The sequence below is a fragment of the Thermococcus piezophilus genome (assembly GCF_001647085.1).
Lineage (GTDB): Archaea > Methanobacteriota_B > Thermococci > Thermococcales > Thermococcaceae > Thermococcus > Thermococcus piezophilus.
Map to the genome: position 1 here is coordinate 1,441,243 of NZ_CP015520.1, position 25,153 is coordinate 1,466,395.

Genomic DNA, 25,153 nt, shown 5'->3' on the forward strand with positions numbered 1-25,153 from the left:
CAATCGCAGCCCCCATTGGGCAGAACGACCCTTTTTAAAATTTTCGCTAAAGCTTATTAACGTTAGCTTCTATCTCTCCACGGTGGTGATTAATGACCTACGAAGAGCTCAGTCCGAGGATTAAAAAAGTCTATGCCCAAGTGAGATACCTTGATGACTATTACTGGGAGATTAATGATGACAGAATCATCGGAATCCACAAGAAGAGCAGTGTGAAGATAACAATAGACGTCGCCGACAATAAGGAGCACGCGGAGAAGCTTTCAGAGGAGGACGCCGATGGAATAAGGATAATCGCCATACCTGACAAGAGCGTTTTCTACATTCACAACGGGGCCTTTATCCTCACCTACCGCTACCTCAAGGCAACGCTCGCCGACATAAACGACCACATAGTGTGGAGCGGGTTCAAGGTCGTCGAGGAGGACGGCAGGCTGGTTCAGGAGGATTTCTACGAGTACCTTGGGGGCGTGCTCGTTCAGCACATCAAGAACAACATGCTGGCTGGCCAGGACTACGTCTTCTGGCAGTTCTACAGGTGTAAAGACTGCGGGAAGTACGTTGATATAGAGAGCGTCGAGAGGCACCTCAAGTGGCACGGTATCAAGCACCATGAGAAGAGCGAGGAGAGGTACGAGGTCTTCGAAATCAACTTCAGGGATGGCAAGGTTTACGACAAGCACGGAAAAGAAGTGCCGAGGGAGCTGTTCAGCGAAGAGGCCAATGACTTCCTCGACGATATTATGGCAGGTATGAGGGAGTCCGTCGAGTGAGTTCTTCTTTATCTAATTCTTGTTACAATCGGCTGGCTGGAATTCAGTGTGTACATTCGTGGAGGTGGTGCCAGTGAAGGAAATGAACGTCATTGAAATCTTCCACAAGGAGCACCTTCCGGGTTCAACGGTTAGCGTAGTCTACGATGCCTACTCGTCGGCTTGGCAGATAGCGCTACTCCTTCTACGCTACGGCCTGGAAAACGGCTACTTTGGAATTGTTTCAAACTACAGCGTCCCGCTAAGTGCGTTCATAAGAAAGGCCGAAACAGTTGGCATTGACATCAGGAACACCCTAGAGAAAGGAGAGATGGCAATAATAGACTTCTTTGGGTCCAGGTACCTCTCAAAGGAGGAGCTTCCCAACGTCTTCTACCTCGATAAGGTCGAGCCAGAGACCCTGAACCCGAAGATAGAGCGTATCCATGATGGTCCGCTGAAGGAATATCTCTCAGAGAAACTGGCACTTCGCATGATATACACCCTTGATGGGGCCTCCCTTCTCCTGGGAGAGGATAATACCCTGAAGCTTCTAAATCAGACGCTTGCCTCGAAGAGCATTCGGCTCCGAGATTCCACCCTGGTCCTTGCAATCAATAGGGACGTGGTCTCTCAGCGCTTTGTGGCGTGGGTGACAAGCATAAGCGACTACGTCATCCTTGCCCAGTCTCAACTCGATGAAGACGGTCCAACAGAGTTCCTCTATCTAATAAAGGCCCCCTACGAGGAGTTCGAGCCAACGGCTTATTCATTCAAGGTTACCAAGAACAGAGGGATGGATAAATTAAAGGTCAGAAAAATCAGCCCCTGAACTTGGGCCTCTTCGAGAGGATAAGTGGCAGAGGCCTCGGCTTGTAGGGGAAGCCCTCGGTCTGGCTCTTTATCTCCTTGATGAGATCCTCGAGCTGCATCTCGGCCTGGCCCCCGCTCCTGCGCCTTACAGTTACAGTGTTCTGCTCCTTCTCGTTTCTGCCGACCACGATGACGTAGGGAATCCACTCTTTTTCTGCTTTCCTTATCTTCTTGTTGAGCCTGTCGTTGGTGTCGTCGACGTCGACCCTGATCCTTGCCCCCTCAAGCTTTCCTGCGACGTAGAGGGCGTAGTCAAGAACCTCCTCGCTGACCGGGATGACCCTGACCTGTATCGGGCTCAGCCAGAGCGGGAACATCGGCTTTACTCCCTTGGCCTGGAGCTTGGCCTGCTTCTCAAGGATGGCGTACATGACGCGCTCTATTGCTCCGCTCGGCGAGCAGTGGAGTATGAGCGGATACTGCTCCTTGCCTTCCTCATCGTAGTAGGTGATACCAAAGCGCTCGGCGTTCTCGACGTCTATCTGGACTGTGCTAAGTGCGGCCGCCTTGTCGAGGTTGTCCACGAAGTTGAACTCGAACTTGAGGATGAAGTAGAAGAACCTCTGCTTCCACATCTCGATGAGCACGGGTTTTCCTATAATCCTGGCGAGCTCCACTATGAAGTCCCTGTTCTCGTTCCAGAAGTCCTCCGTAAACCTTATGGCCACTTCGTAGTCTTCTGGGGTAAGCCCGACACCCTTGAGGACCTCCATACTGAGCTTGTACTGCTTCTTGAACTCGTCCATGGCCTGCTTGAGGTCCTTAGCGACGGTGTGCATATCTGGCATCGTGAATGCCCTAAGGCGCCTGAGTCCGCTCAGCTCACCGCTCTTTTCACGCCTGAAGGAATACCTGGTGAGCTCGTACATTCGGAGCGGCAGGTTGCGGTAGCTTATTATCGCGTCCTTCTTGATGAGGAACTGGCCAAAGCAAGCCGCAAAGCGGAGGAAGAACTTCTTGTCACCGCTCTTAACTATGTACTGCCTCGCTGGAAATCGGTTGAGGTACTTCTCGAGAGCTGGGTGCTCGAAGTCATACATAATAGGGGTCTCAACTTCCATCGCGCCGTACTCGATGACCTTCTCGGTTACGTACTGTTCGAGGAGGCTCTTTATCAGTCTGCCCTTCGGGTAGTAGCGCAGGTTGCCTGGGTCGCTTCCCGGCTCATAATCTACGAGCTCCTGCTCGAGCATTATCCTGACGTGTGGTGGCTCCTTGTCAGCGATGCGGCTCTTGCTTATCTCGTAGTTGGCGAACTTTCTAAGGTTCTCGTGGCCGGTAAAGTCGAACTTGTCGACCTCGATAAGCTCGCCTTCGGGGGTGAGTATGTACCAGTAGCTGATGAGTTCTTCCTCCTTTTTGAGGGCCTCTGGGACTTCTTCCTCGGCTTTGGCTTCGCCGCTCGGGACTATTGTCCTGCTGAGTTCTGCCAACGGGTGGCCCTTACAGGAGAGCTTGAAGGCCTTGTAGTAACCAAATGGGGCGCGCTTGACGTTTAAATCCCCCTCTTTGAGACGTTCTTCTATCTTTTTAAGGATTTCAAGGGCCACATCGGGTTTGGCGAGCTCGCTGCTGAGGTGGGCAAACGGATAAACGAACACGTTTTTGGCTTTAATATGGGAGGCGACATCTTTGATTTCGTTAACGGCCTTTTTTACAACTTCATCTGGGTTGGTCTCGTCGACCTTCTCAACGCTTATAAAGGCTGCCAGAACCTCCTCAAGCCTTCCTTTCTTCTGCTCTTCACGTATCGGCTCGGGGTTCTTTAAAGCCTTGTCTTTGACCTCGTACTCCAAATAGTCGCTGTGTATTAGAAGCATTCTCATCTTTAACCACCACCCTAGGGTCAATGGGAATTACTAAAACTTTTCCCTCGGCCTTTATAAACTCTCACCTGACGTCCCATAGCAAAGACTTAAAAAATCCGAATCCGAACTTCCTTGGAGGTGGGGGAATGGATGAAAAGAAACGGGTAGAAAACGGCGACCTCGTTCTCCCTGGAGATTATCTCGGCGTTATCGAGGAGTATTTTCCGGGTGATGGTGTTAAAGAGGAGAACGGGGAACTCTACGCGATCAGGCCAGGAAGAGTCAGGATAGATCCAAACAAAATGGAAATAAGCATAGAATCAGTTACGGACACGCCTCCGCTTCCGCAGATAGGAGACATCGTTATAGCCAAGGTCATAGAGGTCAAGCCCCAAGCCGCGATAGTCCAGCTCGTTAGAATCGAGGGCCGGAACGAGAGGGAGATCGCCACATCGAAGCTGGCCGGCATCCACATCTCCCAGGTCAGGGAGGGATACATCGAGAGCATGACCAACGAGTTCAAGATTGGAGATGTAATCAGGGCCAGGGTAATAGCCAACGAGAAGAGTCCAATACAGCTCTCCACGAAAGGCCACGACCTTGGGGTGGTTTACGCGCTGTGCACACGCTGTAGGGCTCCACTCGTCAGACGTGGGAACCAGCTCGTCTGCCCAAGATGCGGCCACGTCGAAACAAGGAAGCTCTCCTCTTTCTACAGAAAGCTGAAGGTGTAAGTATGGCGAGGGCAAAAAAGGTAATTACAATTCACGTTCAGGACGATAGGGAGAAGGAAGAGTTCCTCAAGGAGCTCCAGAGGCTCCGCCTTCCAGCTTTCATCTACGTCCACGGAAAGCTCAACGACCTCAAGATAAACATACAGGGAACGAAGGAGGAGATCCGCGAGACGACTTACAAAATCAAGGAGATTCACAACCGCGTGAGGGCTAAGCTCTACCCAGATAGGCACAGACTCTACCACTACAATCTCGACGATCTCTTCAGGGGGGCCGGCGCGAGCGTCTCGACACCAATCCTCGTTAAGACCCTTGAGCTTCTCGGGGAAACCGTGGAGGTCAAGAATGGAGAGCTAGTAACGTCGATGCCGTGGGAGGAGATAATTAAACTCGTTGGAATGCTGGGTGAGTATCTTGGTGATGTTTCCCTCCAGACAACGAAGCAGATACGCGAGGTGATTCTCCCGGTAGCCATCCGTTACAACTTGGATCCTGAGGAAGCTATAGACATCCTGCTGGAACTGGGTCTGGCCGAGTGGAAGGAGGATAAGTTTAAATACGAACTGGTGAAGAACAAGGAGCAGGCGTTGGAGATCCTGCTAAAGCATTTGAAGGGTGAGGAAGATGAAAATTGAGGTCATCAAGCGTGAGGAAAACGTCCTTGAGTTCTACATTGAGGGTGAGGACCACACCTTCGCCAACCTGCTCAACGAAGTCCTTCACGAGAACGAGCATGTGACCTTTGCCGGCTACACCATCGAGCACCCGGTTCTCATGGCCAGGAAGCCGAAGTTCCGGGTCGTCACCGATGGAAAGGTGACTCCAGGGCAGGCACTTGAAGAGGCTGCCCAGAAGATATTTGACAGGGCGAGGGCCGTTCTCGAGGCCTGGAAAGAGGCCGTTGGCCAGTAAGCCCTCCACCCTTTTTGTTAACCCCGCTTCCAAAACCCTTAAATCCTGAACTCTTCTAACTTTAAGTTGAAACTTCCCGACCCTCCGTGAGGTGGAATGATTGAAAAGTCCTCCCCCACTGCTTACTATACTAATCCTAACTGGACTCGCTGTGAGGCTGGTATTGGCCCCGTATTCAGCTGGCAGTGATTTGGCTCAGTTTTACGGCTTTGCTGAGACAATGCTTGAACATGGAGCCTGCTTTTACTCCTACGCTGATGGAATCGGCCACATCAGGGAGGGCTGGCCGTATCCCTGGCCCTACGTCTACGGCCCGGTTCTGGCTTATCTCTTGGCTTTAATCCGCCGTCTCGTCGGGGGTTCTGTAGAAGCCTTCTGGAGCGATGGAAATTACTACGTCTATGTTGACTCTACATGGGCATTGTCTGTGAAGCTTTTCTTCATCCTTGCAGATGCTCTCGTGGCGCTTCTGCTCTACCGCATGCTCATGTTAAGGGGTGAGAAGAAAGCCCTCTTCCTGACCGCGCTCTATTATTTGAACCCGATGACGATTTACGTCTCCTCCATTTACGGCATGTTTGACGGGCTGGCACTCCTCCTCTTTCTGCTGGGCCTCTACCTCTCGACCCTGAAGGAGAATCTCTCCCACGCGCTTTACGGGTTTACATTAGCCGTCAAGTACACCCTTCTCTTCCCTGCTCTCGTCTCGGTGTGGGACGCCCTTCTAACTGGAAGAGGGGCTGTTAAGAAGCTCGCCCTCTTTCTTCTGGGTGTCTCGCTTCCGTTCCTTCCACTCCTACTCCTCTGCCCTTCGAGCCTCCGCTCGGTACCGGAGCTCATGGGAGGGATATCTATAGGCTACGCGCTTCCGATCCCCTACAGCCTAAACGGGGTTTCAAGCCTGGCCACTTACTTCCACCAGACGAGGGGAGCCGAAACCCTTACCCTTCTGGAGCACTGGTACGTCCCAGCGGCCATTCTGCTCTCCCTTGTTTTTGTGAGGCACTCCTTTGAGGGAAACTTGCTCGTCTCAAGCTCCCTCGCATATGTCGTTTTCGTGGCGACATTCTGGAGGGTAAACCCCCAGTACCTTGCACCCCTCGTGGCGTTCCTGGTTCTGATTGCTTCCTGCGGAAGGGGCTTCCCCTCAAGCCTTGCCCTTGGAACGGCAATCTACGCTGGGTTCTGGCCGATAATGCAGCCGGCGAGCTTCTGGTTCCATGTGCATCTGAAAAACCCGAACTGGGAAATGGTGCACCTGGTAGACAGCTTAACCCTGAGGATTTTCGAAGACGAGCCGTACGTTGCCTACAGCCTTGGTCTGACGGTTCTTCTTTACCTCATAGTTTTGACCTCGACCATTCCCCACCTCAAAACCCTTAAAACCTGGCTCTCCAACCGTCTTGGGGTGGGAGCTTGAGATACAAGAGGGACTTCAGGGACAAGGGGCTGTCGAAGTTTGGTGATTCTCTGGTGAACTTCGTCTTCTCGCTGGCGCTGAGCGAATATCTTGGGCGCCCCACCGGTGAGAGGGTTCCGAACGCCTCTCTAAGCACGGCCCTCGAGCTCTCTGGGCTGAAGCACGTGGTTCCACCGAGGACCGACAAGCACGGGAGGGGAGACATAGCCGAGGCCATATTCGCCTACGCCTGGCTTGAAGGAGTTGTGAGCATCGAAGAGGCCGTTGAAATCCTTAAGAAGAATTTCATGGAGGACGTTACCCACTTCTCAAGGAGAAAAGAGGCAATAGGAAAGGCCTTTGCAGAGGTTTTCAAGGTAATAAGGGAGAGACTGGAGCTTTAAAGGCTCGTCAGAAGCTCAATAAGGCCCTGCTTGCTGGGAACCTTGGCGAACTTCTTGGGGTTCTTGACCTTTAGCAGGAGCGGGACATCACCGAAGAGCCTGAGCACCTTTCCGAAGGGTATGCTTCCCTCGCCGGGTATCAAATGGAGGTCACCGACGCCGTAAGCCAGGGCATCCTCTGGCTCGACCTGCGGGAAGAGCTTTCCGAAGTTGTCGTGTATCATCAGAATGATCGTCTTGTCGGTACCGAGCTTGACGTCCTTGAGGAGTTTGTCTGCATCGCCCTGGGCGCTCAGAAAGGCGTGGGCAACATCCAGGGCAAAGCCAACGTTCTCCCTGTCGACGTTGTCAACGACGTAGAGTGTATCCTTAACGCTGAAGGTGTTTTCGAGGGCTATCTTTATGCCGAATGGGTGCACCATATCGGCAAGCTGCTGTATGGCCTCTATCTCAAGGTCAAGCCTTCCGGTTCTGCCGCTCTGCATGACGATGACCTTGGCACCGAGCTTTATGGCGACGTCGGCCACGGCCTTCGCGACGCGGAAGTGACGCGTGTAGTAGATGTGGTCGCGCAGGTTCACTGAGATCGGCATTCTGACGATGTAGTTGATGCCCACTCCGCGAAGCGTGGTCTCAACGTTTCTGAGCTTCTTCTCAATGACAATGCCGTTCATTATAAGGCCGAGGGTGTGCGGGAAGATTGACACGAAGTCGTAGTTCTTTATCTTGACGTCGGCGAGAATCGATGCGAGAGTCTTGTCCTTCGTGACGAAATGTGGATAAATCGTTACACCTATCTCCATACTATCACCTACACAAGAGTGGTGCGGAGGATATAAAAGCTTAGCGAGGGGCAGGTTTAAAAGTTCCACTTGGGAGTATATGTGGGTGAAAGGATGAGGGAAAACATCTGGAAGTACGTCTCGGCGATTCTTATCCTCCTTCTCGCAACGTCGAGCGTAGCGGTTGTTTTGCTCTACATGCAGAACTCCGAGCTGAGGAGTTACACACCACCGAACGTCACAAGCACGGTCATCGTTGAGAGACCCCTCAACGCGAGCTGCAATTTGACGGCCTATGAGCTGCAGGTAGAGGAGCTCCGGAGGCAGCTGGAATTTTTGACGGCCCAGCTAAGGGAGCAGAACCTGCCTGAAGGCAACACGACCATAGCAATCGTTCCCATTTTTGGACTCATCGATGAGTATACCTCCCTTAGTATAATCTCCATTCTGAGGGATATCGCTAAAAACGATTCCATAGGAGGGGTCGTTCTCTGGATAGAGAGCCCTGGCGGCTACGTGGGGCCAGTGAGGGAGATATACGCGACCGTGAAGAAGCTTAACATGATAAAGCCAGTCGTGGCTTATACTGGCGGAATAGCGGCCTCAGGCGGCTACTACATAGCGGTCGGTGCGGAGAAGATAATAGCCGACCCGCTCGCTGAAGTGGGAAGCATAGGCGTCATCTACGTCCACTACGACATGGAGCAGAACTACCAGATGAATGGAATAAAGGTTGAGGTCTTCAAGACGGGCCCGTACAAGGACATGGGCGCCGAGTGGAGGGGTCTGACTGAGGAAGAGAAGAACATGATAGCCGAGAGCATCAACACCTACTTCCAGGCCTTCCTGCAAGCGGTCAGCGGCGGCAGGAACATGAGCCTCAACGAGACCAGGGAGTACGCAATTGGAAGAACCTGGTTTGCCATCAACGTGACGGGTACGCTCGTTGATGAGACCGGCGATCTCGACTACGCGGTTAAGGTTTTGGAAGACATGCTCAACGTTACAAACGCGAGGGTGGTGATATATAACAGCCACTCCTCCTCGGACTTCGGGATATTCGGAAGCATGGCTCTCCTTCTCGACCCCCGCTACGTTAGTTTCTATTTAAGGACGGGCTAAGGGGGTGAGAACTTGCTGTGCGAAGAGAAGCTGGAAGTGTTTGAGAACGGCTTCGAGGATGGGAAGTTCAACCTTAGGATGGAGTTCTACGGAAGCGACGCCAGGCGGGTTCTCCTGGCCATCATTAGGGAGCTGTACCTTCCCGATTACAAGGAGGACTACGTCTATCCATTCGAGTGCGCCAAGGAGTTTTGGGGCATCTACATGGATGCTGGAGAGATAATCGCCGAAGACTTCACGCCGAGTCCTGTAAAGTTCCTGAACAGGAGTGTGCTCAACAAGCTCGAAAAAGCCCTCGACGAGATAGATGCTCCCGAGGAAGTCAAAGAGGCCATCGACTTTGAGAGCGCGGAGGTTCACAAGCTCAAGAAAGGTTTATTAGCCCTCGGGAAGAACTTCATCCTTGACGAGGACGGAGGGGTGCTCTTCGTTTTCAACAAGCCCAGCGCCCGCGAGCTGGTACTCAAGTATCTGGGGATGGCAGATGGAGCTTGAGGCGGCCATATGGATTGCGATTTCCATCATAATCCTTTACCTCGTATGGGAAACGGTTAGCCCAATCCTTTCTCCCCTAATCATCGCAGTAACCCTTGCCTACATACTCTACCCCTTCCACGAAAGATTGTCCAAGAAGATGGGCAACAAACTTTCCGCCTTCACCATAACGGCCATCCTCACGGTTATAATGTTTCTCTTTATAATAGGCTTCGTCCTGTGGATGAACGACGTCAAGCGCTCCCTGGCTTACTACCTAGATAGCTTCTTCACGTGGCTGCTCACCTTCAATCTTTCGCCTTCGCTCTATGAACTCCTCCAGAAGCTTGCGGAGGACATTCCAAAGCGTTTTGAAGAATATGTCCTCGGATACACCTATTCCCTTCCCAAACTCTCGCTCCAGGCTATAGTGACGGTCTTTGCATTTTACGGCATTCTCGTCAATGTCAGAACCATCAGGCGTGAGGTCTACTCACTCCTCCCTCCGGAGAACAGGGAACTGGCAATAAAACTCCTTGACAAGGCGGGAGAAACCCTCCACACTCTCCTGCGTGGCTGGCTCTCCCTCAGCATCCTCAAGGGAATCTTCACCGCGGCGGGCTTTTTGCTCTTTGGAATGGCCGATATGGGCGGTGCCATAGCCGCTGGAATTTTCACCATAATCTTTGAGCTCCTCCCGGTCTTCGGCGGCTGGGTGGTTTGGCTCGCAGGGATGATCTACCTTATCAACAGAGGCCAGATTATTTCCGGACTGTTATTTGCGCTCTACGGTGTGGTGTTTATCTCGCCGCTCCCTGATATCGTCCTCAAGCCCAGAATAACCGTTAGGGAGCGGGGTGTCAACGCCCTCATCTCGCTCATTGGAATCTTCGGAGGACTGCTGGCTTTTGGATTAGTAGGAATCATAATCGGGCCCGTTGCCCTTGGTCTGTTCGCGACCCTTGTTGATGAGTGGAAAGAAACGAAGAAGAAAATTAAGGCGCAAACCGCCTTATGAATTCCGCCATCCTCACAGCGTCGAGGGTTTCCTTGACGTCGTGGGTTCTGATGATGTTTGCCCCATTGAAACCTGCTATGGCCGTGGCGCTTAGGCTCCCCGGGAGTCTCTCGTTTGGATCCTTTCTCCCCGTTATTGCGCCTATGAAGGACTTCCTGGATACGCCCACCAGAATGGGCTTTCCGAATATCTTGAGCATATTGAGGTTGGCTATGACTTTAGAATCCCACTCGTACCAGGGGGGCCACTCCGGACGGAGGAAGCCAATGGCCGGATCGACTGCAACCTCCTCAATGCCGTGCTTTTCCGCTATTACGAGGCTTTCTTGGAGGAAGTCCATGACAGTGTGGATGGGGTCGCTCAGGTTTTTGACCTCGCCGTGGGCGCAGACTATCACCGGAGCGTTGTATTCACTGGCTATTTGAGCCATCTCGGGGTCTCCTTTAAGGCCGGTGACGTCGTTGATTATGTTCGCTCCCGCATTCAGGACTTCTTCTGCCACCCTGGCGCTGGTGGTGTCTATGCTTATCGGGACTTCAACGTGCTCGCGGATGGTCTTTATTGCCCAGACTGCCCGCCTTACCTCCTCCTCCAAAGGAATCTGTGTTTCAAGATACGGGGCAGTGGATTTTGCCCCAATGTCAATGAAGGAGGCGCCGTGCTTGACCATTTTCACGGCTGTTTCAATCAGTTTGTCCTCGTCGTTCCTGACGCTTCCCTTGTAGAAGCTCTCCGGCGAGACGTTGATGACGCCCATTATCTTTGGCTCTGAGAGGTCTATTCCTGCGAACTTCATGGTACTCACCCCATGAAGAGTACAGCGCTGGGTATAAAAGGACTTTTGCCCTTTCAGTTTTGGTGGTATCCATGATAATCCGTACTCCCAGGAGGCTCCACTTCGGCCTTATAGACCCATCCGCAACGCTCGGAAGACGATTCGGAAGCCTTGGCGTTGCCCTGGAAGGAGGCTACGAGATTAAAATCATCGAAAACGACACTATGGAGATAGTAGCTGAAGGTGAGGATAGAGAGACGATAGAGTTCACAATAAAGAGGATGAACTCGCGCTACGAGGTCGGCGTGAACTACCTTGTCGAAGTCAGGAAATCGATTCCCAGACATGTGGGCTTGGGTTCAACCACACAGCTCAGTCTGGCCGTTGCAGTGGGGATAGCAAAGCTCAGGGGGTTGAACGTTTCGGTTGAAGAGCTTGCCAGGATTCTTGGCAGGGGGAGGAACGGAGGGGCCGGGATCTATGCTTTCAAGCATGGGGGATTTGTGATAGACGGCGGCGTGAAGGGGGACATACCTCCACTCATCTTCCGTGAGGACTTTCCAGAGAACTGGGCGTTTCTGCTGATAACGCGACCTCAGGCCGGGACTGGATGAGAAGGAGGAAAAGCCCATTATGACGGGAATGACTGGAAGGGTTGACGTTGCGATGGAGATATCTTACAGAATCCTGCTCGGTCTCCTGCCCGCGCTGAGAGAGAGGAACATAAAGGTCTTCGGCGAGCATTTGAGTGCCATCCAGAGACTCGTCGGGAAGCACTTTGAGGCATACCAGGGAGGAGAATTCAGGGAAGATGTAAAGCTCATCTTGGACTTCCTCGCCCCAAAAACCTACGGCTATGGTCAGAGCTCGTGGGGACCAACCGTTTATGGACTGATACTCAAGGGAGAGTTCGCGAGACTCAGCGCGGAGGCTCACGACTACTTGAGGGAGCACGGGATAAAAGCGCAGATCGAGCTTGGCCTTCCGAGAAACAGGGGTGCCGAGGTAGTTGTGGAGAACGCCTTTCTCCAAAGGATTCTGCGGAACGTGGCAGGTGAGTGAAGTGACGCTGGACAGGTTCTTCAGAGTAAAGTACAAGACCGACGAAGCAAAGATCTTCCGCTTAAAGGAAATCCTTAGTGAGCTTGGCATCGAATGTTCGAGGACCATCGAGGAAAAGGTTGACCTTCAGTTTCATGCGTTGGAGAATCTCCATAAAAACTTGAAGGACGGTGAACTCTTCATTAAACTGGTCATAGCGAATGCGATAGTGAGCTACCAGTTGACTGCGACAGGGGAAGAGTGGTGGTGGGAGTTTTCGATGCATTTCTCCAGAAATCCACCACTGGGAGGCATAGACAATGCCTATTCAGAGTTCCTCCCAGCTTCGAAAACCAACAGGCGATTGGTCTCCGGGAAAGTAAGAAGACTGCAGAAGCTGGAGCCGTTTCTGGAAAAGCTGAGTCTGGAAGACCTTAAGGGGCATTACTTCGCTGGAATGAGCGCCCTGAGGGACGACCTCGCTCAGGTTCTCGGTTCGAAGAGGAGCGCCAAAACCGTAGTCTTTGCCGTCAAGATGTTCGGCTACGCTGGGAGAATAGCCTTTGGTGAGTTCGTCCCCTATCCAACAGAGATAGAGATTCCCGATGACGTCAGGATAAACACCTACACGAAGCGCTTCACGAATGAGCCGCCGGTAAGGTTTTGGAGTAGAATAGCTGGGGAGGTTGGCATTCCCCCGCTCCACATTGACTCAATCCTGTGGCCGGTCTTGGGAAGACACAAGGAAGTGAGAGAGAGGCTCAAAAAATACTGCCAAAGGGCGGATCTCGTTTTTGAACTGGCGACTCTTTGATGTATAACTTCTTTTCGAGAAAAATTTTTATACTCTGATATTTAGTTGTAATTGAAAGCTGTTTGCGATAATGCTCACGACTGGAGAGGTGATTCGTATGTGGTGGGGATTTCAGCTTGAGTTTAAGCAGAGCCTTCGAACAAAGAAGCTCTGGGGGATACTCGGCACAATGGCGCTTCTCTACATTCCCGTGTTCTACATCATGAAGAGTGCGGGTGTGCAGGATTTCACCACCGAGGAGGCCATGTCGTTTCTGATACAGTTCGTCACAGGCATGGCAGGGTTCTTCATTGGGATACTCGCCCTGCTCATGGGCGCGACGGCAATAAACAGTGAGATAGAGAAAGGCACTCTTCGCGTTGCGATGAGCAAGCCCATAAAGAGGCTCAGCTACATAGGCGGCAAGTTTTTCGCCCACGCGTTGGTTCTCCTCATAGCCCTGCTCATATCAACTCTCATTGGGGTGCTGGGTGTTGTCTACCTTGGCGTGCCCCTGAGCGGCCAGCTCGTTACAGACGTTCTGCTTCTCAATATGCTCCTTCTCCTGGCAATGCTCCAGCTCGTTGCCCTCGGCTACATTCTTTCCACGGTGATAAAGTCCTCGAGCTCAGCCCTTGGGGCCGCGCTGGTTCTGGTCTTTGTGATGTTCCTCATAGTCCCCAACATTGTTGGATACATGGTGTTTAAGGAAGCCATGGACAACCCCGACATGAGCATGACTGAGCTCAAACAGCTGCAGAAGGACTACACCACCAAATACCTCTTCTACGTCCCGACATCACAGGTTGGCGTCATCACTGGAGACGCTGGAACTGTTTCAGATGGAGGATTCGGGGATTACGGAGATGTTAAAACTGAATACAAGGGCATGGCATACGCCATAAGCAACAACCTCGTGAACTTCGCGATAATTGTTGTGATGACACTTCTCTACCTGGGCATCGGATTCTACAGGTTCAGCAGGATGGATCTGAGGTGAGGATAATGGTACTGAAAATCGAGAACCTTGTTAAGGTTTATAAGGACATCAGGGCTCTGGACGGCCTCGATCTTGAAGTGAAGAAGAGTCAGATTTACGGTTTCCTTGGCCCGAACGGTGCTGGAAAGAGCACGACTATCCTGAGCGTTCTTGGTCTTATCTTTCCCCAGGAGGGTAGGATAGAACTTTTTGGAGAGGAAGTCTTCCGAAACGGGAAATACGATGAGAGCAAGCTCGTTGAGGCCAAGAGGAGAATCGGCTACATGCCTGAGCACGCTACTCTGTGGAACTTCCTCACGCCGATGCAAACCCTTGACATAATAGGCGAGGCCTTTGGGATACCCAAGCCCGAGAGGGAAAAACAGGCGAGGGAACTTCTCGAGCTCCTCAACTTATGGGAGGTCAGGGACAAGAAGGTGGGCAAGTTCTCCAAGGGAATGCAGCAGAGACTCCTCCTCGCCCAGGCCCTAATGAACGATCCGGAGCTGCTCATCCTCGATGAGCCTATGACGGGCCTCGACCCAACCGGGATAGCGGAGTTTAAGGAGATAATCAGGGAGCAGAAGAAGGCTGGAAAGACAGTGTTCTTCTCCTCGCACATCCTCGCACACGTCGAGGAGATATGCGACACAGTGGGAGTAATCGTGAAGGGCAAGCTCCGCGTGGAGGACAAACTTGACAACATTAAGCGCGAGTTCCTCAAGAGGGCAGGATACACCATAGTCCTTGAGACCAACAGACCGGTTGACTTCAGTGGCGTTGAGTGGAAAGTCACATCCCTCGGGGAGAAGAAATACCGCATCGTCGCGCCGGGAGACATCAGGGAGGCAGTTCATGACTTCGTGGCGGCGCAGGGCGCTAAGATCCTCACGATGCAGGTCAAAGAGCCCAGCCTCGAGGAGATTTTCCTTAAGATGGTCGAATGACTTGCATAAAAAGTGAAGTGGGAAGTCTAAATCTTAGCCCTCTCGAATTCATCTTTTCTATCGAGCGGCTTTGTGGCGTCGATGCCCCACTTGGCTGTAAGGCTCTTCTCAGCAGAGGGGTCGAGGGAGCTTCCCCTCGCGTTCGGGATTACTACGAGATCCCTATCGGCCTGGAAGCGAGTGGCTACCGCCCACTCCACTTCTCTATCGTCATAGATGTCGATGTCTTCATCAACGACGATGACGTGCTTGAGCGAGGGATGGCCAGTGAAGGCCGATAGGATGGCGTTTTTACCATCGCCATCGTGCTGCTTGGTTATGCTGACCACTGCATGGAGCCACATTGCTCCGCCTTCCGTCAAGCGGACCCCGTGAACCTTTGGAACGACCCGTTTTACGCTGGCATAGATTTGGGGCTCCTTGGGGAGTCCCATCAGCATGTAGTGCTCATAACCTCCCGGGAGGAGGGCGTGGAATATCGGCTCGTCAACGTGGTACATCCTCTCGAAGACCACCACAGGCTGCTTTCTAACATAGTCGTAGGTTCCGGTGATGTCCACAAATGGACCCTCGTCTGTTAGTTCGGGAAGTATCTTTGCCTCGAAGACGAACTCGCTCTCCACTGGTACAGGAATCCCGTTGAGGTCAACGACCTCTAAGGGCTTTCCGAAGGTTCTTTGGCTTATGGCGGATGCTATCTCAAGCTCACTTATGCCGTAGGCGACGCTGGTTGCCCCAGCCAAAAGCAGGTGGATGGGGTTGCCTACGACTATTCTAACGTTCAGTGCTTCGCCATGTTCCATTTTGTCCTTCCACATCGAATAGAGGTGCCTAGGTACGAGCCTTATCGCAACGCGCTTATCATCGAACACCATCATTCTGTGGAACGACATATTTACGAAACCGTTCTTGTCCTTTGCAATTACCATTGCGGAGGTAAAGTACTGGCCCCCATCCTTCGGGAAGTACTTGGGAATTGGGAGCTCCTTAAGGGAAAAGTCTTTCGTTGAGTTCTTCATAAAAGGAGCCTTCTCAGCCTTTTGGTATGGCATGGGATTCTCCATGGCCTCTGCCATGAGATAGAGGCTTTCCCCCTTCTCCACACCGAGATAGTCTGCTATCCTTCCCCTCTTTGACCAGATGTTCCCGACAACTTGCCAGCCATCAACGTCCTTAAAGAGCACTGGCCGATCTCTGTACTTCATCAGGTAACGGGTTACCTCGAGCTCTTTGCTAACCGGCCTCTCGATGATCACGGTATCATCAAAATGTTCGATGATTTCTCTCAGCATTTTACCACCTAAGACTACTGTTCCAAAAGGTCTATAAAGGCTTTTTCCAGAACTCTTGTCTGATTGATCATGCCCGTGGTTGTCCTTCGTATCCCTGATGGTTCTGCACTGGTGTACGTGGAGAAGGCAGATCCACAGGTTTACTTTAGAATATACGAGCTACTGACGTATAGAAAGGATTTTGGCAAGTGGGAGAAGCCCGAGAGCCTCTACGATCCCTATGAGAAGACTTTCCCTGTTGGCGTGCTTCCAAGGGTGAAGAAGTTTCTTAACTCCAAGGGCTACCGCATCAGAGTAAAGGACGAGCGAGAGGTTGGCGGTGTTAAGCTCAACTCGACTTGGAACGAGGGCTACATTATGAGACGGTATCAGCAGAGGGCCGTTAAAAAGGCTTTGAAGGAGAAAATGGGTGTTCTTTCACTTCCAGTTGGTAGCGGAAAGACTGTAGTTGGGCTGAGGATAATCCACGAGCTTGACCTTTCGGCTCTCATTGTCGTTCACACCAAAGAGCTCCTCTATCAGTGGGCGGATAAGGTGCACGAGATTCTCGGTGTCGAGCCGGGAATTGTTGGAGACAACAAGTGGGAAGAAAAAGCCGTAACCATAGCGATGATCCAGACACTCCTCTCAAGAGGCGCTGATAAGCTCCAGAACAACTACGCAATAGTAATGTTCGATGAGTGCCACAGAACCTCTGCAGCTGAGAAGTTTTACAAGCTGGGTCTCTCTTTACCTCAGGTCTACCGTTTTGGACTCTCTGCTACTCCCTGGAGGCGCGTTAAAGGGGAGGAAATCAAGATCGAGGCAGTTGTTGGTCCGACGATATTCGAGGTTCGTGCTGAGGATCTCATCAAGGAAAGCTTTCTGGCAAAGCCGCGCTTCGAGATAATAACCTATGAGTCAACCGTGCCTTCATTCAGTGAGCGCTATAAGGAGCTCTACGAGGATATGATAATGAACAACGACGAGAGAAACAGGGCAATACTCAAGAAGGCTGTGGAGCTGGCCAAGAAGGGCCACAGAGTCCTCATAGACGTTAAAAGGATAGAGCACGGTAAGATACTAAAGGAGATGCTCGCGAAGAAGGGCATAAAAGCGGAATTTCTCAGTTCCAAGAGCCCCGACCGCTGGGAGATTCTCGAGGGCTTCAAGGAAGGTAGCATACCTGTCCTCGTGTCAACCCTGCTGAAAGAGGGTATCGACATACCTGAAATCTCGGCGATAATTCTTGCTGGAGGTGGGAAGAGCGACATCATGACCATCCAGACCATAGGCAGAGCTCTTAGACCGAAAAAGGGTATGAAAGCTGTCATTGTGGACGTTCAGGACGACGATCCCTTGCTCTTTACGCACTTCCTTGAGCGGCAGAAGGCCCTCAAGCAGTACTATGGCAGGTACTATGACAGGGAAATGGAGAGATCAAAGGCCAAGAAGAAGGTCACCAAATAGGGCTGCCCTTGTTAGGGCCTCGGAATAGCGCTCAAAGAGGTCACGTTTCGCTTTTTTAATCCCCCTTTCATCTGCGGAAAATTTAACCCCCTCGTATTCTATTCTCCAGAGCATGAGGCCCTCTGGCCTCGCTGGTGGTATCTTCTTGGAGTACTCCCCCCTGAGCATGCTTTCGATTTCCCTCTCCCTTAGGACACCCAGTCCGCAAAATCGGAGTGCATTGACTATCCTCCTGGCCATTTCCCAGAGGAAGCTTTTTCCTTCAAGCTCGATGATGTAGTAGCCTTGGCGTTTAATCACTTCCACCCTCGTGAGTTCCCTCACTGGGTCTCTGTGGGGTTCGAGCTTTGCGAATGCTGAAAAATCGTGGGTTCCGATGAATAGCCCCGCGCACTCCCGCATTGCTTCTACATCAAAGCCTTCATCGACGAGGTAGTACCTGTAGGTCTTGGACTTCGCCCAGAAACGTGGGTGGAAGTCCTCGGGAACCTCAGCAACCCCAAGAACCCAGACGTCCCTAAGATGGTGATTTAGGATTTCAGGCCTTGCCAAGCGAGAATTTTCTGTGTCGAAAGAGACGACATTGAAGAAAGCCGAAACGCCCTTGTCAGTTCTCGAGGCACCCTTGAAGTTGGAGCTTTCGGCATCCTCGATTATTCCAAGCTTGGTGAGAACCCTCATGAGGTCTCCCCCAACAGTTCTAAGATCCGGCTGCCTTTGGAATCCGTAGAAAGCTGTTCCATCGTAGGCTATGCGAAGGGCCAGTCTCATGGTCTGGAGTTGTTAGGTAAAGTTAAATCCTTTTTGGTGCTTAATTTGTTGGCATTCTGACAATGATTGGTGTAAAAACTGGGCGAATTTTGACAAATATTTTCAAAATTTTTCGAAATGTTTAATAAAGCGACCTTGAAATTATTAATTTGAAAAGGTTATGGAGGTGATCACTAGGTGGAATCTGTGATTGAACCCGAAGTCTTCATAAACATCGTGAACTTTGATATTATGTGGCAGTTTCTTCTTAAGAAATTGAATGAAAACCCTGAGAATGTCAGAAAAGATGCTAATCCTGTATCTCCGTCTTCCTCTCTCCAAAGGAAATAGATAGTAGAGAAAGTCAGAAATACGGTTCTGAATAGAGCGGTCCGAGAAAAATCTCAAAGGCCGCCACTGGCATTTCTATTCCCCAGTTTTCGAGCACCTGCGGATGGATTTCTCCGATTATACCGATTTCCTGACCGTTCACTATTATCTTGCCAACCCTTCCAGGGATGAACGAGCCGTGTTCAGTTTCCTTTAGTTCGTACTTAAAGCCTAAATGGTAGATAACACTCTCGAGTATCTCTTTGACCTCAGTGAATGTGACGCGCGGGTGGGCGATGGCAACGGCGAGCTTGCTCTCGCTTATCGTCTTCGTCTCCCTGCTTTCATCTATCATCGTGGCCTTCCCGACCTCAAAGATTTTCTGCGGGTACTCCTCGTGGGTGTTCTGGCTCAGGAACTCAAGAAGGGAAGGTATGAGCCACTTCCTCAGAGCCGACCACTTTAGGCTTATCGGATTCTCTATCTCGACGATGTCCTCCTCTGTGATGTTCATCTTGGCGAACTGGGCCTCCTTGTTTGTCAGGTTGAAGGTCATAACTTCTTGCAAGCCGAAGCCGATCATCAGCTCCCTTACAGCATCCTCAAACCCCACGAATTTGTCTCCCCTGCCCTGGACGGCTAACTTGGGCTCCTCGGGTTCGATCTCGTTGTAGCCGTAGGCTATGAGGACGTCCTCGAGCACATCACGGGCGTGCATTATGTCGTCGCGGAAGGCCGGATACTTGAGCTTTGCCTTGCCCTCGACCAGCTCGACCTCGTAAAACATCCTCTCGAGGAGGTCTTTGATTTCAACATCGCTCAGCTCTATTCCGGCTAGCCTTTTGATATAGTCGAGCTCGACTTCAAAGGTCTTGGGGGTTAGATCTGGGGTTTCGATCTCGAAGTCCTTGTAAACTACCTTGACGCTATTTATCTTGCCGCCGCGCTCGGCTAAGGCAGTAACGACTACATTGAGGGCGAGCATTATCTTTTTCAGGTCCCAGCCAGTGACGTCAACAAAGACGTTCTTGGTCTCGGTGGTTACCCTTCCGGTGAGCTCGGAGTTAATAATAGGTGGCATGGAAAGAATGTTGCCCTGGCTGTCAACGAGAAGCGGATAGTATGGTTTGTCCTTTATGAGGTGGCCGTACTCCTTACCCTTCTCGTGCTTTTCGAGGATTTCCTCCAGAGTGAGCTCCTCGTCGAAGCCAAGGGGAATGAACTTCTCTGTTTTCTCCGCCGCACGATAATAGATAGGTGGCTTCACCTTGTCGAAGTCGAAGATGCCTATGGCAACCTCTCTTCTGCGCCTTCCGAAGGTTAAAGCGACTTTTTCCTGGAGGTTGATCATCTGCTTGAGAGCCTCTTCGTCGAGGCTGAGACCCTCAACGATGGCATAGACACCGTAGGGCCTGATATCTTTGAGCTTCTCGTCAACGTAAACAGTGACGTCGCTCTTCTCAATTTCATACCTCGGGAGGCCTTTCTGGAATCCGAGCGCCCAGCGTATCTGCCTTGCTATACCCTCGGCGCTCCAGAGGTCCGGCCTGTTGGTGTCCTTGGAGTCTGCCTTGAAGTAGATTTGACCGTTCTCCTCCCAGACGTTGTCGAGCTCACATTTCGCGTAGAGGAAGAGGTCTTCCCACTCCTCTACGCTGAAGGTCTTCCCAACGAGCCTTTCCAAATCAGTCTTTGAAACGTCGAACTTCGGCATGAGCATCACCTCTCGTTAATCACCATACCAGCCTCGCCTCTCTGAGCCACCTCAGGTCGTAGCTGAATAGGTAGCGGATGTCATCAATTCCAAGCTTGAACATGGCCAGCCTGTCTATTCCAATTCCCCAGGCTATGACAGGGACATCTATGCCCAGAGCCTTGGTCATCTCCTCACGGAATATTCCTGCTCCTCCAAACTCAACCCAACCGAGTTCTGGATGGTAGGCACTCATCTGAACGCTCGGCTCGGTGAACGGGTAGTAGTCAGGCAGGAACTTGACTTTCTTTGCTCCGGCAATTTCAACAGCGAAGCGCTTGAGTATACCCAAGAGATGCCTGAAGTTGAGGTCTTCGCCAACAACAAAACCGTCCACCTGGTTGAACTCTATGAGGTGCGTCCTGTCCAGGACGTCGGGCCTGAAAACGCGCTGTATCGTGAAGTATTTACCTGGAATCTTGACACCTTTAGCAAGCTGCCTGCCGCTCAGGGCGGTACCGTGGGCTCTCGGCATCAGCCGTATGGCCCTCTCCGGACTCCAGACATAGCCCCAGCCGCGTGAGCCAGCTATGCCTCTCTCGTGGGCAGTCTTAACCCTCTTGACGAGTTCTTCATTAGGTAGGTAGCCGCTCTTCGGGTATTTGAGCTGGTAGGTGTCTGTCCATTCCCTCGCGGGGTGGTTCTGGGGCTGGAAGAGGGCGTCGAAGTTCCAAAACTGAGTCTCGATGAGACTCTCGACCGTCATCTCGATGAAGCCCATCTCGATGAGCCTTCTCCTTATCTTGTCGAGGAACGCCCTGTAAGGCTGTTTTTTGCCCGGATAAACCCTTCTAACGGGTGCGGAGATGTTGAAGCGCTTGAACTCAACTTCCCTCCACTTGCCAGACTTTATCAGCTCGGGTGTGAGGGTAGAAACTTCCTCTTTGAGCTCAATACCTGCTTTGACCACATCCTCTCCCTCTGGTGTTATCTCAACCTCACGCTCTGTGACGGTGTCTTCTTCCGCTATCTTCCTCCTCTTGAGTTCGTTCACCTTAACGAGACCCTCGATTTCACTAACCGGAAGGGCTTTCCTCTCGGCGAGCAGTTTGAGGGCCCTGTCTATCGGTCTCTCCCCGGCTTTGAGGCCCTTCTCTGTTATCTCAAGGACGAGCTTTCCTTCTTTCTTCCTGACGCTTGCCCAGCCTTCTCTCCTGAGAAGGCCAACTATCGGCTTGAGCTCGTCCTCGCTGAGGACATCCTTAAGGTCGTCGAGCGTGATTTTTCCTTTCTCCCTCAAAACACTCAGGGCTCTCCACTCCGGTAATCCTATTTGGGCGTACTTTTTACCCGTCTCGGTTAGCTTTACTACCCTCTCGCTCCTCTCGTGGAGCCTGGCCAGTCCCTTGCTCTGGAGCCAGAGAACGGCTCTCATCACAGCCACTTGATCAAGACCCGTCTTCTCAACGAGTTCTTCGAACTTAGCGCGCTTTAAATCGTTAAGCTTTATGAGCGTCAGCTTTTCCTGGTAGCTCAGATCCATAAGGCCACCTCCTTGGGTTGAGTTTGAGGAGAGTTACTTAAGAATTGCGGTTGATGAAGGAAAAGGGAAGAAGAGGACTCACTTCTTGTGGGGGAAGAAGACAACTTTTCCAGTCTTGCCCGCGCGCATGAGCTCGAAGGCTTCCTCGAACTTGTCGAAGCCATTGTACTTGTGGGTGATTATCGGGTCGAGGTTGAGCTTGCCGCTCTGGATGAGGCTTGAGACGGTATACCAGGTCTCCCAGAGGTGTCTTCCGGTTATGCCGTGAACTTCGAGGGCCTTGAAGATTACGAGGTTGTTGACGTCGAAGGTGACCTCCCTCGGGAAGAGGCCGAGCAGCGAAACCCTTCCTCCCGGGGTTACCGCCTGGAGTCCCTGCTCCAATGCCTTTGGTGCCCCGCTGAACTCTAAGAACACCTCAACACCGGCTCCGTCAGTTATGTCCATTACGAACTTAACCGGATCCTCCTCGAATGGGTTGACGACGTAGTCGGCGCCGACCTTTTTCGCTAGTTTTCTCCTGAACTCGCTCGGCTCGCTGACGATGACTGGATAAGCGCCAGCAGCTTTTGCAACGGCGATTCCAAGCAGGCCGAGCGGACCGGCTCCGGTTATGAAGGTGCTTCTCCCGACTATCGGACCAGCTAAAACTGTATCGACCGCGTTTCCAAGGGGCTCCTGAAGGCTTGCATACTCGGGCGGCATGTTCTTCGGGTTCTTCCAGGCGTTCTGGGCTGGAACTATGGCGTATTCAGCGAAGACACCGTCCATGTCGACGCCGAATATCTTGGTGTTCTGGCAGACGTGGTAGCGGTTATGCTTACAGGCGTAACATTTTCCACAGACGATGTGGGTCTCAGCTGAAATGTAATCCCCAACCTGGATTGTATCGACGCCGGGGCCAACCTCTACGACCTCTCCAGCGACCTCGTGTCCCATAATCTGAGGAGTTTTGATTCTGCTCTGGGCCCATTCGTTCCACTCGTATATGTGCAAATCGGTTCCACAGATGCTCGTAGCGAGAACCTTGATGAGAACCTCTCCGGGACCGGGTTTGGGGATATCAACTTCAACGAGCTCCGCACCGTAAGCGGGCTTCGTTTTCACGATGGCTGGCATCTTGCCTTCCATAGTTACCATCTCCAAAGCGTTTACACGCATATCTAAACGAGAGGCGATATAAACCTTTTGTGAGTATATATCGATGTAAACAATAGTTTTCCTGATGGATCATCGGAAACCTTATATTCTCCTGCAAGTATTTCCCTAATGGACAAAGGGGGTTGGAAGATGGCGTTGATCGTCGTGACTGGACGCGGGGGTACAGGAAAAACCACCACTACCGCAAATCTCAGCACTTTCCTGGCTATGAGAGAGTACCGCGTTCTGGCAGTTGATGGTGACCTCTATCTGCCGAATCTTGGTTTTCACTTTGCACTCGATACCGTAAAGTATACACTTCACTCACTCCTCAAAAACCCAGATATCGATCCAGAATGGACCATATACAAACATCCCCAAACGGGAGTCCACGTGATGCCGGGAAGTACACAGCTCCAAGATGTCCTTGGTATTTCTCCGAAAAGATTGGTGGAGATTCTCGATAAAGTCAAGTACAAGTTCGGTGTCGTCTTTGTAGACTCACCTACGGGCATTCCATTCGACACGCTTCCCACTTTTGAGCTGGCCAACTACCAGCTTATAGTGGTTGAAATAGAGCGTTCTCCAATTTACTCCTTTGAGACGATGGTGAAGAACGAGATAGAGAAGCTGAAGGCCCTGGGTGAGAGGTACAAACTCAACATCGGCGTGATACTGAACAAGGTGAGGGAGTCTAAGGATGTGGTTGATGCGATAATAGATGCCGTTGAAAGTGACCTTGGTGTTCCTGTTCTGGGGTGGATACCCTTTGATAACAACGTCCCTGAGTCAATTAACGTTGGTATTCCAATCCTTAAGTACATGCCCCGGAGTGATGCCGCCCTCGCGTTTCGTGAGGTGGGAGAAATTCTCGAAGAGTGGATATTCGGCTGATTTCTGGAGGTGTTGGGATGAACGTGGAAGATCTCGTGGATAAGGTAGCCAGGGGAGAAATAAAGCTCCATCAGGTTGAGAAGTACACGGACGGCGACAAGAGACTCGCCACTGAAATAAGAAGGAATGCCCTCGAAAAGAGGCTTGGGATAAGCCTCGAGAATATAGGACACTACTCCATTGACCCGAACCAGGTCATTGGAAGGAACATCGAGAACATGATAGGAGTTGTTCAGATTCCGATGGGAGTCGCGGGGCCGTTAAAGATCAACGGAGAGTACGCCAAGGGAGAGTTCTACATCCCGCTCGCGACGACGGAAGGGGCACTGGTTGCCTCCGTGAACAGGGGCTGCTCTGCCTTGACGGAAGCTGGGGGAGTTAAGACGACCGTCGTAGGGGATAAAATGACCCGCGCGCCGCTCCTCAAGTGCCCTGACGCCAGGAGGGCGAGGGAAGTTGCTGAGTGGGTGAAGGCTAACCTCGACTATCTCCAGGAGAAGGCAGTCTCAAAGGTAACAAGGCACGGAAAGCTCCGGGATGTTAAGCCCTTCATAGTGGGCAACAATCTCTACCTCCGCTTCGAGTTTGAGACGGGAGATGCCATGGGCATGAACATGGTGACCATATCGAGCGAGGAAATAATGAAGGTCCTTGAGGAGGAGTTTCCCGACGTTGGGTACCTAGCCCTATCCGGTAACCTCTGCGTTGATAAAAAGCCCAACGCCATGAACTTCATCAATGGCCGTGGAAAGACGGTCATAGCCGAGGCAATAATCCCGCGCGAGATAGTCGAGAAGAAGCTCAAAACCACCCCCGAGCTTATCGCTGAGGTCAACTACCGCAAGAACCTTGTGGGTTCAGCCCAAGCTGGCTCCTACGGCTTCAACGCCCACTTCGCCAACATCGTTGGGGCCATATTCCTCGCCACTGGTCAGGACGAGGCGCAGATTACGGAAGGAGCTCATGGCATAACTCTTGCAGAGGTTACACCAGAAGGCAACCTCTACATCAGCATAACAATGCCGAGTCTCGAGATAGGAACCGTCGGCGGAGGAACGAGGGTTCCAACTCAGAGGGAAGCGCTCAGCATAATGGGCGTCGCCGGCGGAGGTGACCCGCCGGGGACGAACGCCAAGAAGTTCGCAGAGATAATCGCCGGTGCAGTTCTCGCGGGCGAGCTCTCCTTGTTAGCGGCAATAGCGGCGAAGCACCTCGCCAAGGCTCACAAGGAGCTTGGTCGTTGAGCCTC

General features: G+C 51.9%; 25 protein-coding genes and 1 pseudogene. 18 read left to right on the forward strand and 8 right to left on the reverse strand.

Features of this window, described 5'->3' with window-relative positions:
- Positions 1-92 precede the first annotated feature (92 nt).
- Entirely contained in the window at positions 93-773 is a 681-nt protein-coding gene (locus A7C91_RS07890; protein WP_068666415.1) for a TBP-interacting protein, read from the forward strand.
- A gap of 82 nt (positions 774-855) precedes the next feature.
- Positions 856-1,584 carry a hypothetical protein gene (locus A7C91_RS07895; RefSeq protein WP_068667430.1) on the forward strand — a complete coding sequence of 243 codons (729 nt, stop codon included), beginning with the start codon at positions 856-858 and terminating at the stop codon, positions 1,582-1,584.
- On the opposite strand, the gene A7C91_RS07900 is transcribed toward A7C91_RS07895, so the two are convergent.
- Entirely contained in the window at positions 1,574-3,451 is a 1,878-nt protein-coding gene (locus tag A7C91_RS07900; RefSeq protein ID WP_068666417.1) for a threonine--tRNA ligase, read from the reverse strand. The genes A7C91_RS07895 and A7C91_RS07900 overlap by 11 nt on opposite strands.
- 128 nt (positions 3,452-3,579) lie before the next feature.
- On the opposite strand from A7C91_RS07900, the gene A7C91_RS07905 reads away from it, so the two are divergent.
- The 5 genes from A7C91_RS07905 to A7C91_RS07925 all read left to right on the forward strand — a co-directional run bounded on the left by A7C91_RS07905 (position 3,580) and on the right by A7C91_RS07925 (position 6,882).
- The gene (locus A7C91_RS07905) at positions 3,580-4,167 is read left to right on the forward strand and encodes an exosome complex RNA-binding protein Csl4 (protein WP_068666419.1); all 588 of its coding nucleotides are present in this window, start codon (positions 3,580-3,582) and stop codon (positions 4,165-4,167) included.
- Positions 4,168-4,169: 2 nt separating this feature from the next.
- Positions 4,170-4,802, forward strand: a complete 633-nt coding sequence (locus tag A7C91_RS07910) for a DUF2067 family protein (protein ID WP_068666421.1) — start codon at positions 4,170-4,172, stop codon at positions 4,800-4,802.
- Positions 4,792-5,079, forward strand: a complete 288-nt coding sequence (locus tag A7C91_RS07915) for a DNA-directed RNA polymerase subunit L (RefSeq protein ID WP_068666423.1) — start codon at positions 4,792-4,794, stop codon at positions 5,077-5,079. The genes A7C91_RS07910 and A7C91_RS07915 overlap by 11 nt, the downstream gene beginning before the upstream one ends.
- Before the next feature lie 100 nt (positions 5,080-5,179).
- Positions 5,180-6,499, forward strand: a complete 1,320-nt coding sequence (locus A7C91_RS07920; RefSeq protein ID WP_068666425.1) for a hypothetical protein — start codon at positions 5,180-5,182, stop codon at positions 6,497-6,499.
- Positions 6,496-6,882, forward strand: a complete 387-nt coding sequence (locus A7C91_RS07925) for a ribonuclease III family protein (RefSeq protein WP_068666427.1) — start codon at positions 6,496-6,498, stop codon at positions 6,880-6,882. The genes A7C91_RS07920 and A7C91_RS07925 overlap by 4 nt, the downstream gene beginning before the upstream one ends.
- Here A7C91_RS07925 and A7C91_RS07930 read toward each other — a convergent pair.
- On the reverse strand, positions 6,879-7,685 hold the full coding sequence (locus tag A7C91_RS07930; RefSeq protein WP_068666429.1) for a sugar phosphate isomerase/epimerase family protein: 807 nt from the start codon (positions 7,683-7,685) through the stop codon (positions 6,879-6,881). The genes A7C91_RS07925 and A7C91_RS07930 overlap by 4 nt on opposite strands.
- Positions 7,686-7,778: 93 nt before the next feature.
- Here A7C91_RS07930 and sppA point away from each other — a divergent pair, with 93 nt between their 5' ends.
- From sppA to A7C91_RS07945, 3 genes are read left to right on the forward strand one after another with little or no spacing between them, the layout of a single operon-like run.
- A complete protein-coding gene (gene sppA, locus A7C91_RS07935) occupies positions 7,779-8,786 on the forward strand; it encodes a signal peptide peptidase SppA (RefSeq protein WP_068666431.1) in 1,008 nt (335 codons plus the stop codon).
- A gap of 12 nt (positions 8,787-8,798) precedes the next feature.
- Entirely contained in the window at positions 8,799-9,281 is a 483-nt protein-coding gene (locus A7C91_RS07940) for a PH1570 family protein (protein WP_068666433.1), read from the forward strand.
- A complete protein-coding gene (locus A7C91_RS07945) occupies positions 9,271-10,278 on the forward strand; it encodes an AI-2E family transporter (RefSeq protein WP_068666434.1) in 1,008 nt (335 codons plus the stop codon). The genes A7C91_RS07940 and A7C91_RS07945 overlap by 11 nt, the downstream gene beginning before the upstream one ends.
- Here the strand turns inward: A7C91_RS07945 and folP are convergent.
- On the reverse strand, positions 10,256-11,074 hold the full coding sequence (gene folP / locus A7C91_RS07950) for a dihydropteroate synthase (RefSeq protein WP_068666436.1): 819 nt from the start codon (positions 11,072-11,074) through the stop codon (positions 10,256-10,258). The two genes, A7C91_RS07945 and folP, sit on opposite strands and share 23 nt — an antisense overlap.
- A 71-nt stretch (positions 11,075-11,145) precedes the next feature.
- On the opposite strand from folP, the pseudogene A7C91_RS07955 reads away from it, so the two are divergent.
- The 4 genes and pseudogenes from A7C91_RS07955 to A7C91_RS07970 all read left to right on the forward strand — a co-directional run bounded on the left by A7C91_RS07955 (position 11,146) and on the right by A7C91_RS07970 (position 14,813).
- Positions 11,146-12,115: pseudogene (locus tag A7C91_RS07955) on the forward strand (beta-ribofuranosylaminobenzene 5'-phosphate synthase family protein).
- 1 nt (position 12,116) lies between these two features.
- On the forward strand, positions 12,117-12,908 hold the full coding sequence (locus tag A7C91_RS07960) for an N-glycosylase/DNA lyase (RefSeq protein WP_068666438.1): 792 nt from the start codon (positions 12,117-12,119) through the stop codon (positions 12,906-12,908).
- 97 nt (positions 12,909-13,005) lie between these two features.
- Complete coding sequence (locus tag A7C91_RS07965; RefSeq protein ID WP_068666440.1) at positions 13,006-13,887, forward strand: ABC transporter permease subunit; 882 nt, start codon at positions 13,006-13,008, stop codon at positions 13,885-13,887.
- A 5-nt stretch (positions 13,888-13,892) separates the two neighbouring features.
- Positions 13,893-14,813, forward strand: coding sequence for an ABC transporter ATP-binding protein (locus tag A7C91_RS07970; RefSeq protein WP_068666443.1), 921 nt, complete (start codon positions 13,893-13,895; stop codon positions 14,811-14,813).
- A 26-nt stretch (positions 14,814-14,839) separates the two neighbouring features.
- Here A7C91_RS07970 and A7C91_RS07975 read toward each other — a convergent pair whose 3' ends face one another.
- The gene (locus tag A7C91_RS07975) at positions 14,840-16,105 is read right to left on the reverse strand and encodes a UbiD family decarboxylase (protein ID WP_068666445.1); all 1,266 of its coding nucleotides are present in this window, start codon (positions 16,103-16,105) and stop codon (positions 14,840-14,842) included.
- A gap of 75 nt (positions 16,106-16,180) precedes the next feature.
- Here A7C91_RS07975 and A7C91_RS07980 point away from each other — a divergent pair, with 75 nt between their 5' ends.
- Positions 16,181-17,554, forward strand: a complete 1,374-nt coding sequence (locus A7C91_RS07980; RefSeq protein ID WP_068667431.1) for a DEAD/DEAH box helicase — start codon at positions 16,181-16,183, stop codon at positions 17,552-17,554.
- Here A7C91_RS07980 and truA read toward each other — a convergent pair.
- Positions 17,525-18,325 (reverse strand): tRNA pseudouridine(38-40) synthase TruA, encoded by an 801-nt coding sequence (gene truA / locus A7C91_RS07985; protein ID WP_068666447.1) that lies wholly within the window; start codon positions 18,323-18,325, stop codon positions 17,525-17,527. The two genes, A7C91_RS07980 and truA, sit on opposite strands and share 30 nt — an antisense overlap.
- Positions 18,326-18,511: 186 nt before the next feature.
- On the opposite strand from truA, the gene A7C91_RS11240 reads away from it, so the two are divergent.
- The gene (locus tag A7C91_RS11240) at positions 18,512-18,655 is read left to right on the forward strand and encodes a hypothetical protein (RefSeq protein ID WP_199920008.1); all 144 of its coding nucleotides are present in this window, start codon (positions 18,512-18,514) and stop codon (positions 18,653-18,655) included.
- 13 nt (positions 18,656-18,668) lie between these two features.
- Here the strand turns inward: A7C91_RS11240 and pheT are convergent, their stop codons facing one another.
- The 3 genes from pheT to tdh form a co-directional block, all read right to left on the reverse strand.
- Positions 18,669-20,348, reverse strand: coding sequence for a phenylalanine--tRNA ligase subunit beta (pheT, locus tag A7C91_RS07990; RefSeq protein WP_068666448.1), 1,680 nt, complete (start codon positions 20,346-20,348; stop codon positions 18,669-18,671).
- A gap of 19 nt (positions 20,349-20,367) precedes the next feature.
- Positions 20,368-21,870 (reverse strand): phenylalanine--tRNA ligase subunit alpha, encoded by a 1,503-nt coding sequence (gene pheS / locus A7C91_RS07995; protein WP_068666450.1) that lies wholly within the window; start codon positions 21,868-21,870, stop codon positions 20,368-20,370.
- Positions 21,871-21,948: 78 nt separating this feature from the next.
- Complete coding sequence (tdh, locus tag A7C91_RS08000) at positions 21,949-23,001, reverse strand: L-threonine 3-dehydrogenase (protein ID WP_068666452.1); 1,053 nt, start codon at positions 22,999-23,001, stop codon at positions 21,949-21,951.
- Positions 23,002-23,160: 159 nt separating this feature from the next.
- Between tdh and A7C91_RS08005 the strand changes: the two genes are divergently transcribed.
- On the forward strand, positions 23,161-23,904 hold the full coding sequence (locus A7C91_RS08005; RefSeq protein WP_068666454.1) for a MinD/ParA family ATP-binding protein: 744 nt from the start codon (positions 23,161-23,163) through the stop codon (positions 23,902-23,904).
- A 17-nt stretch (positions 23,905-23,921) separates the two neighbouring features.
- A complete protein-coding gene (gene hmgA, locus A7C91_RS08010) occupies positions 23,922-25,148 on the forward strand; it encodes a hydroxymethylglutaryl-CoA reductase (NADPH) (protein WP_068666456.1) in 1,227 nt (408 codons plus the stop codon).
- Positions 25,149-25,153: the final 5 nt, after the last annotated feature.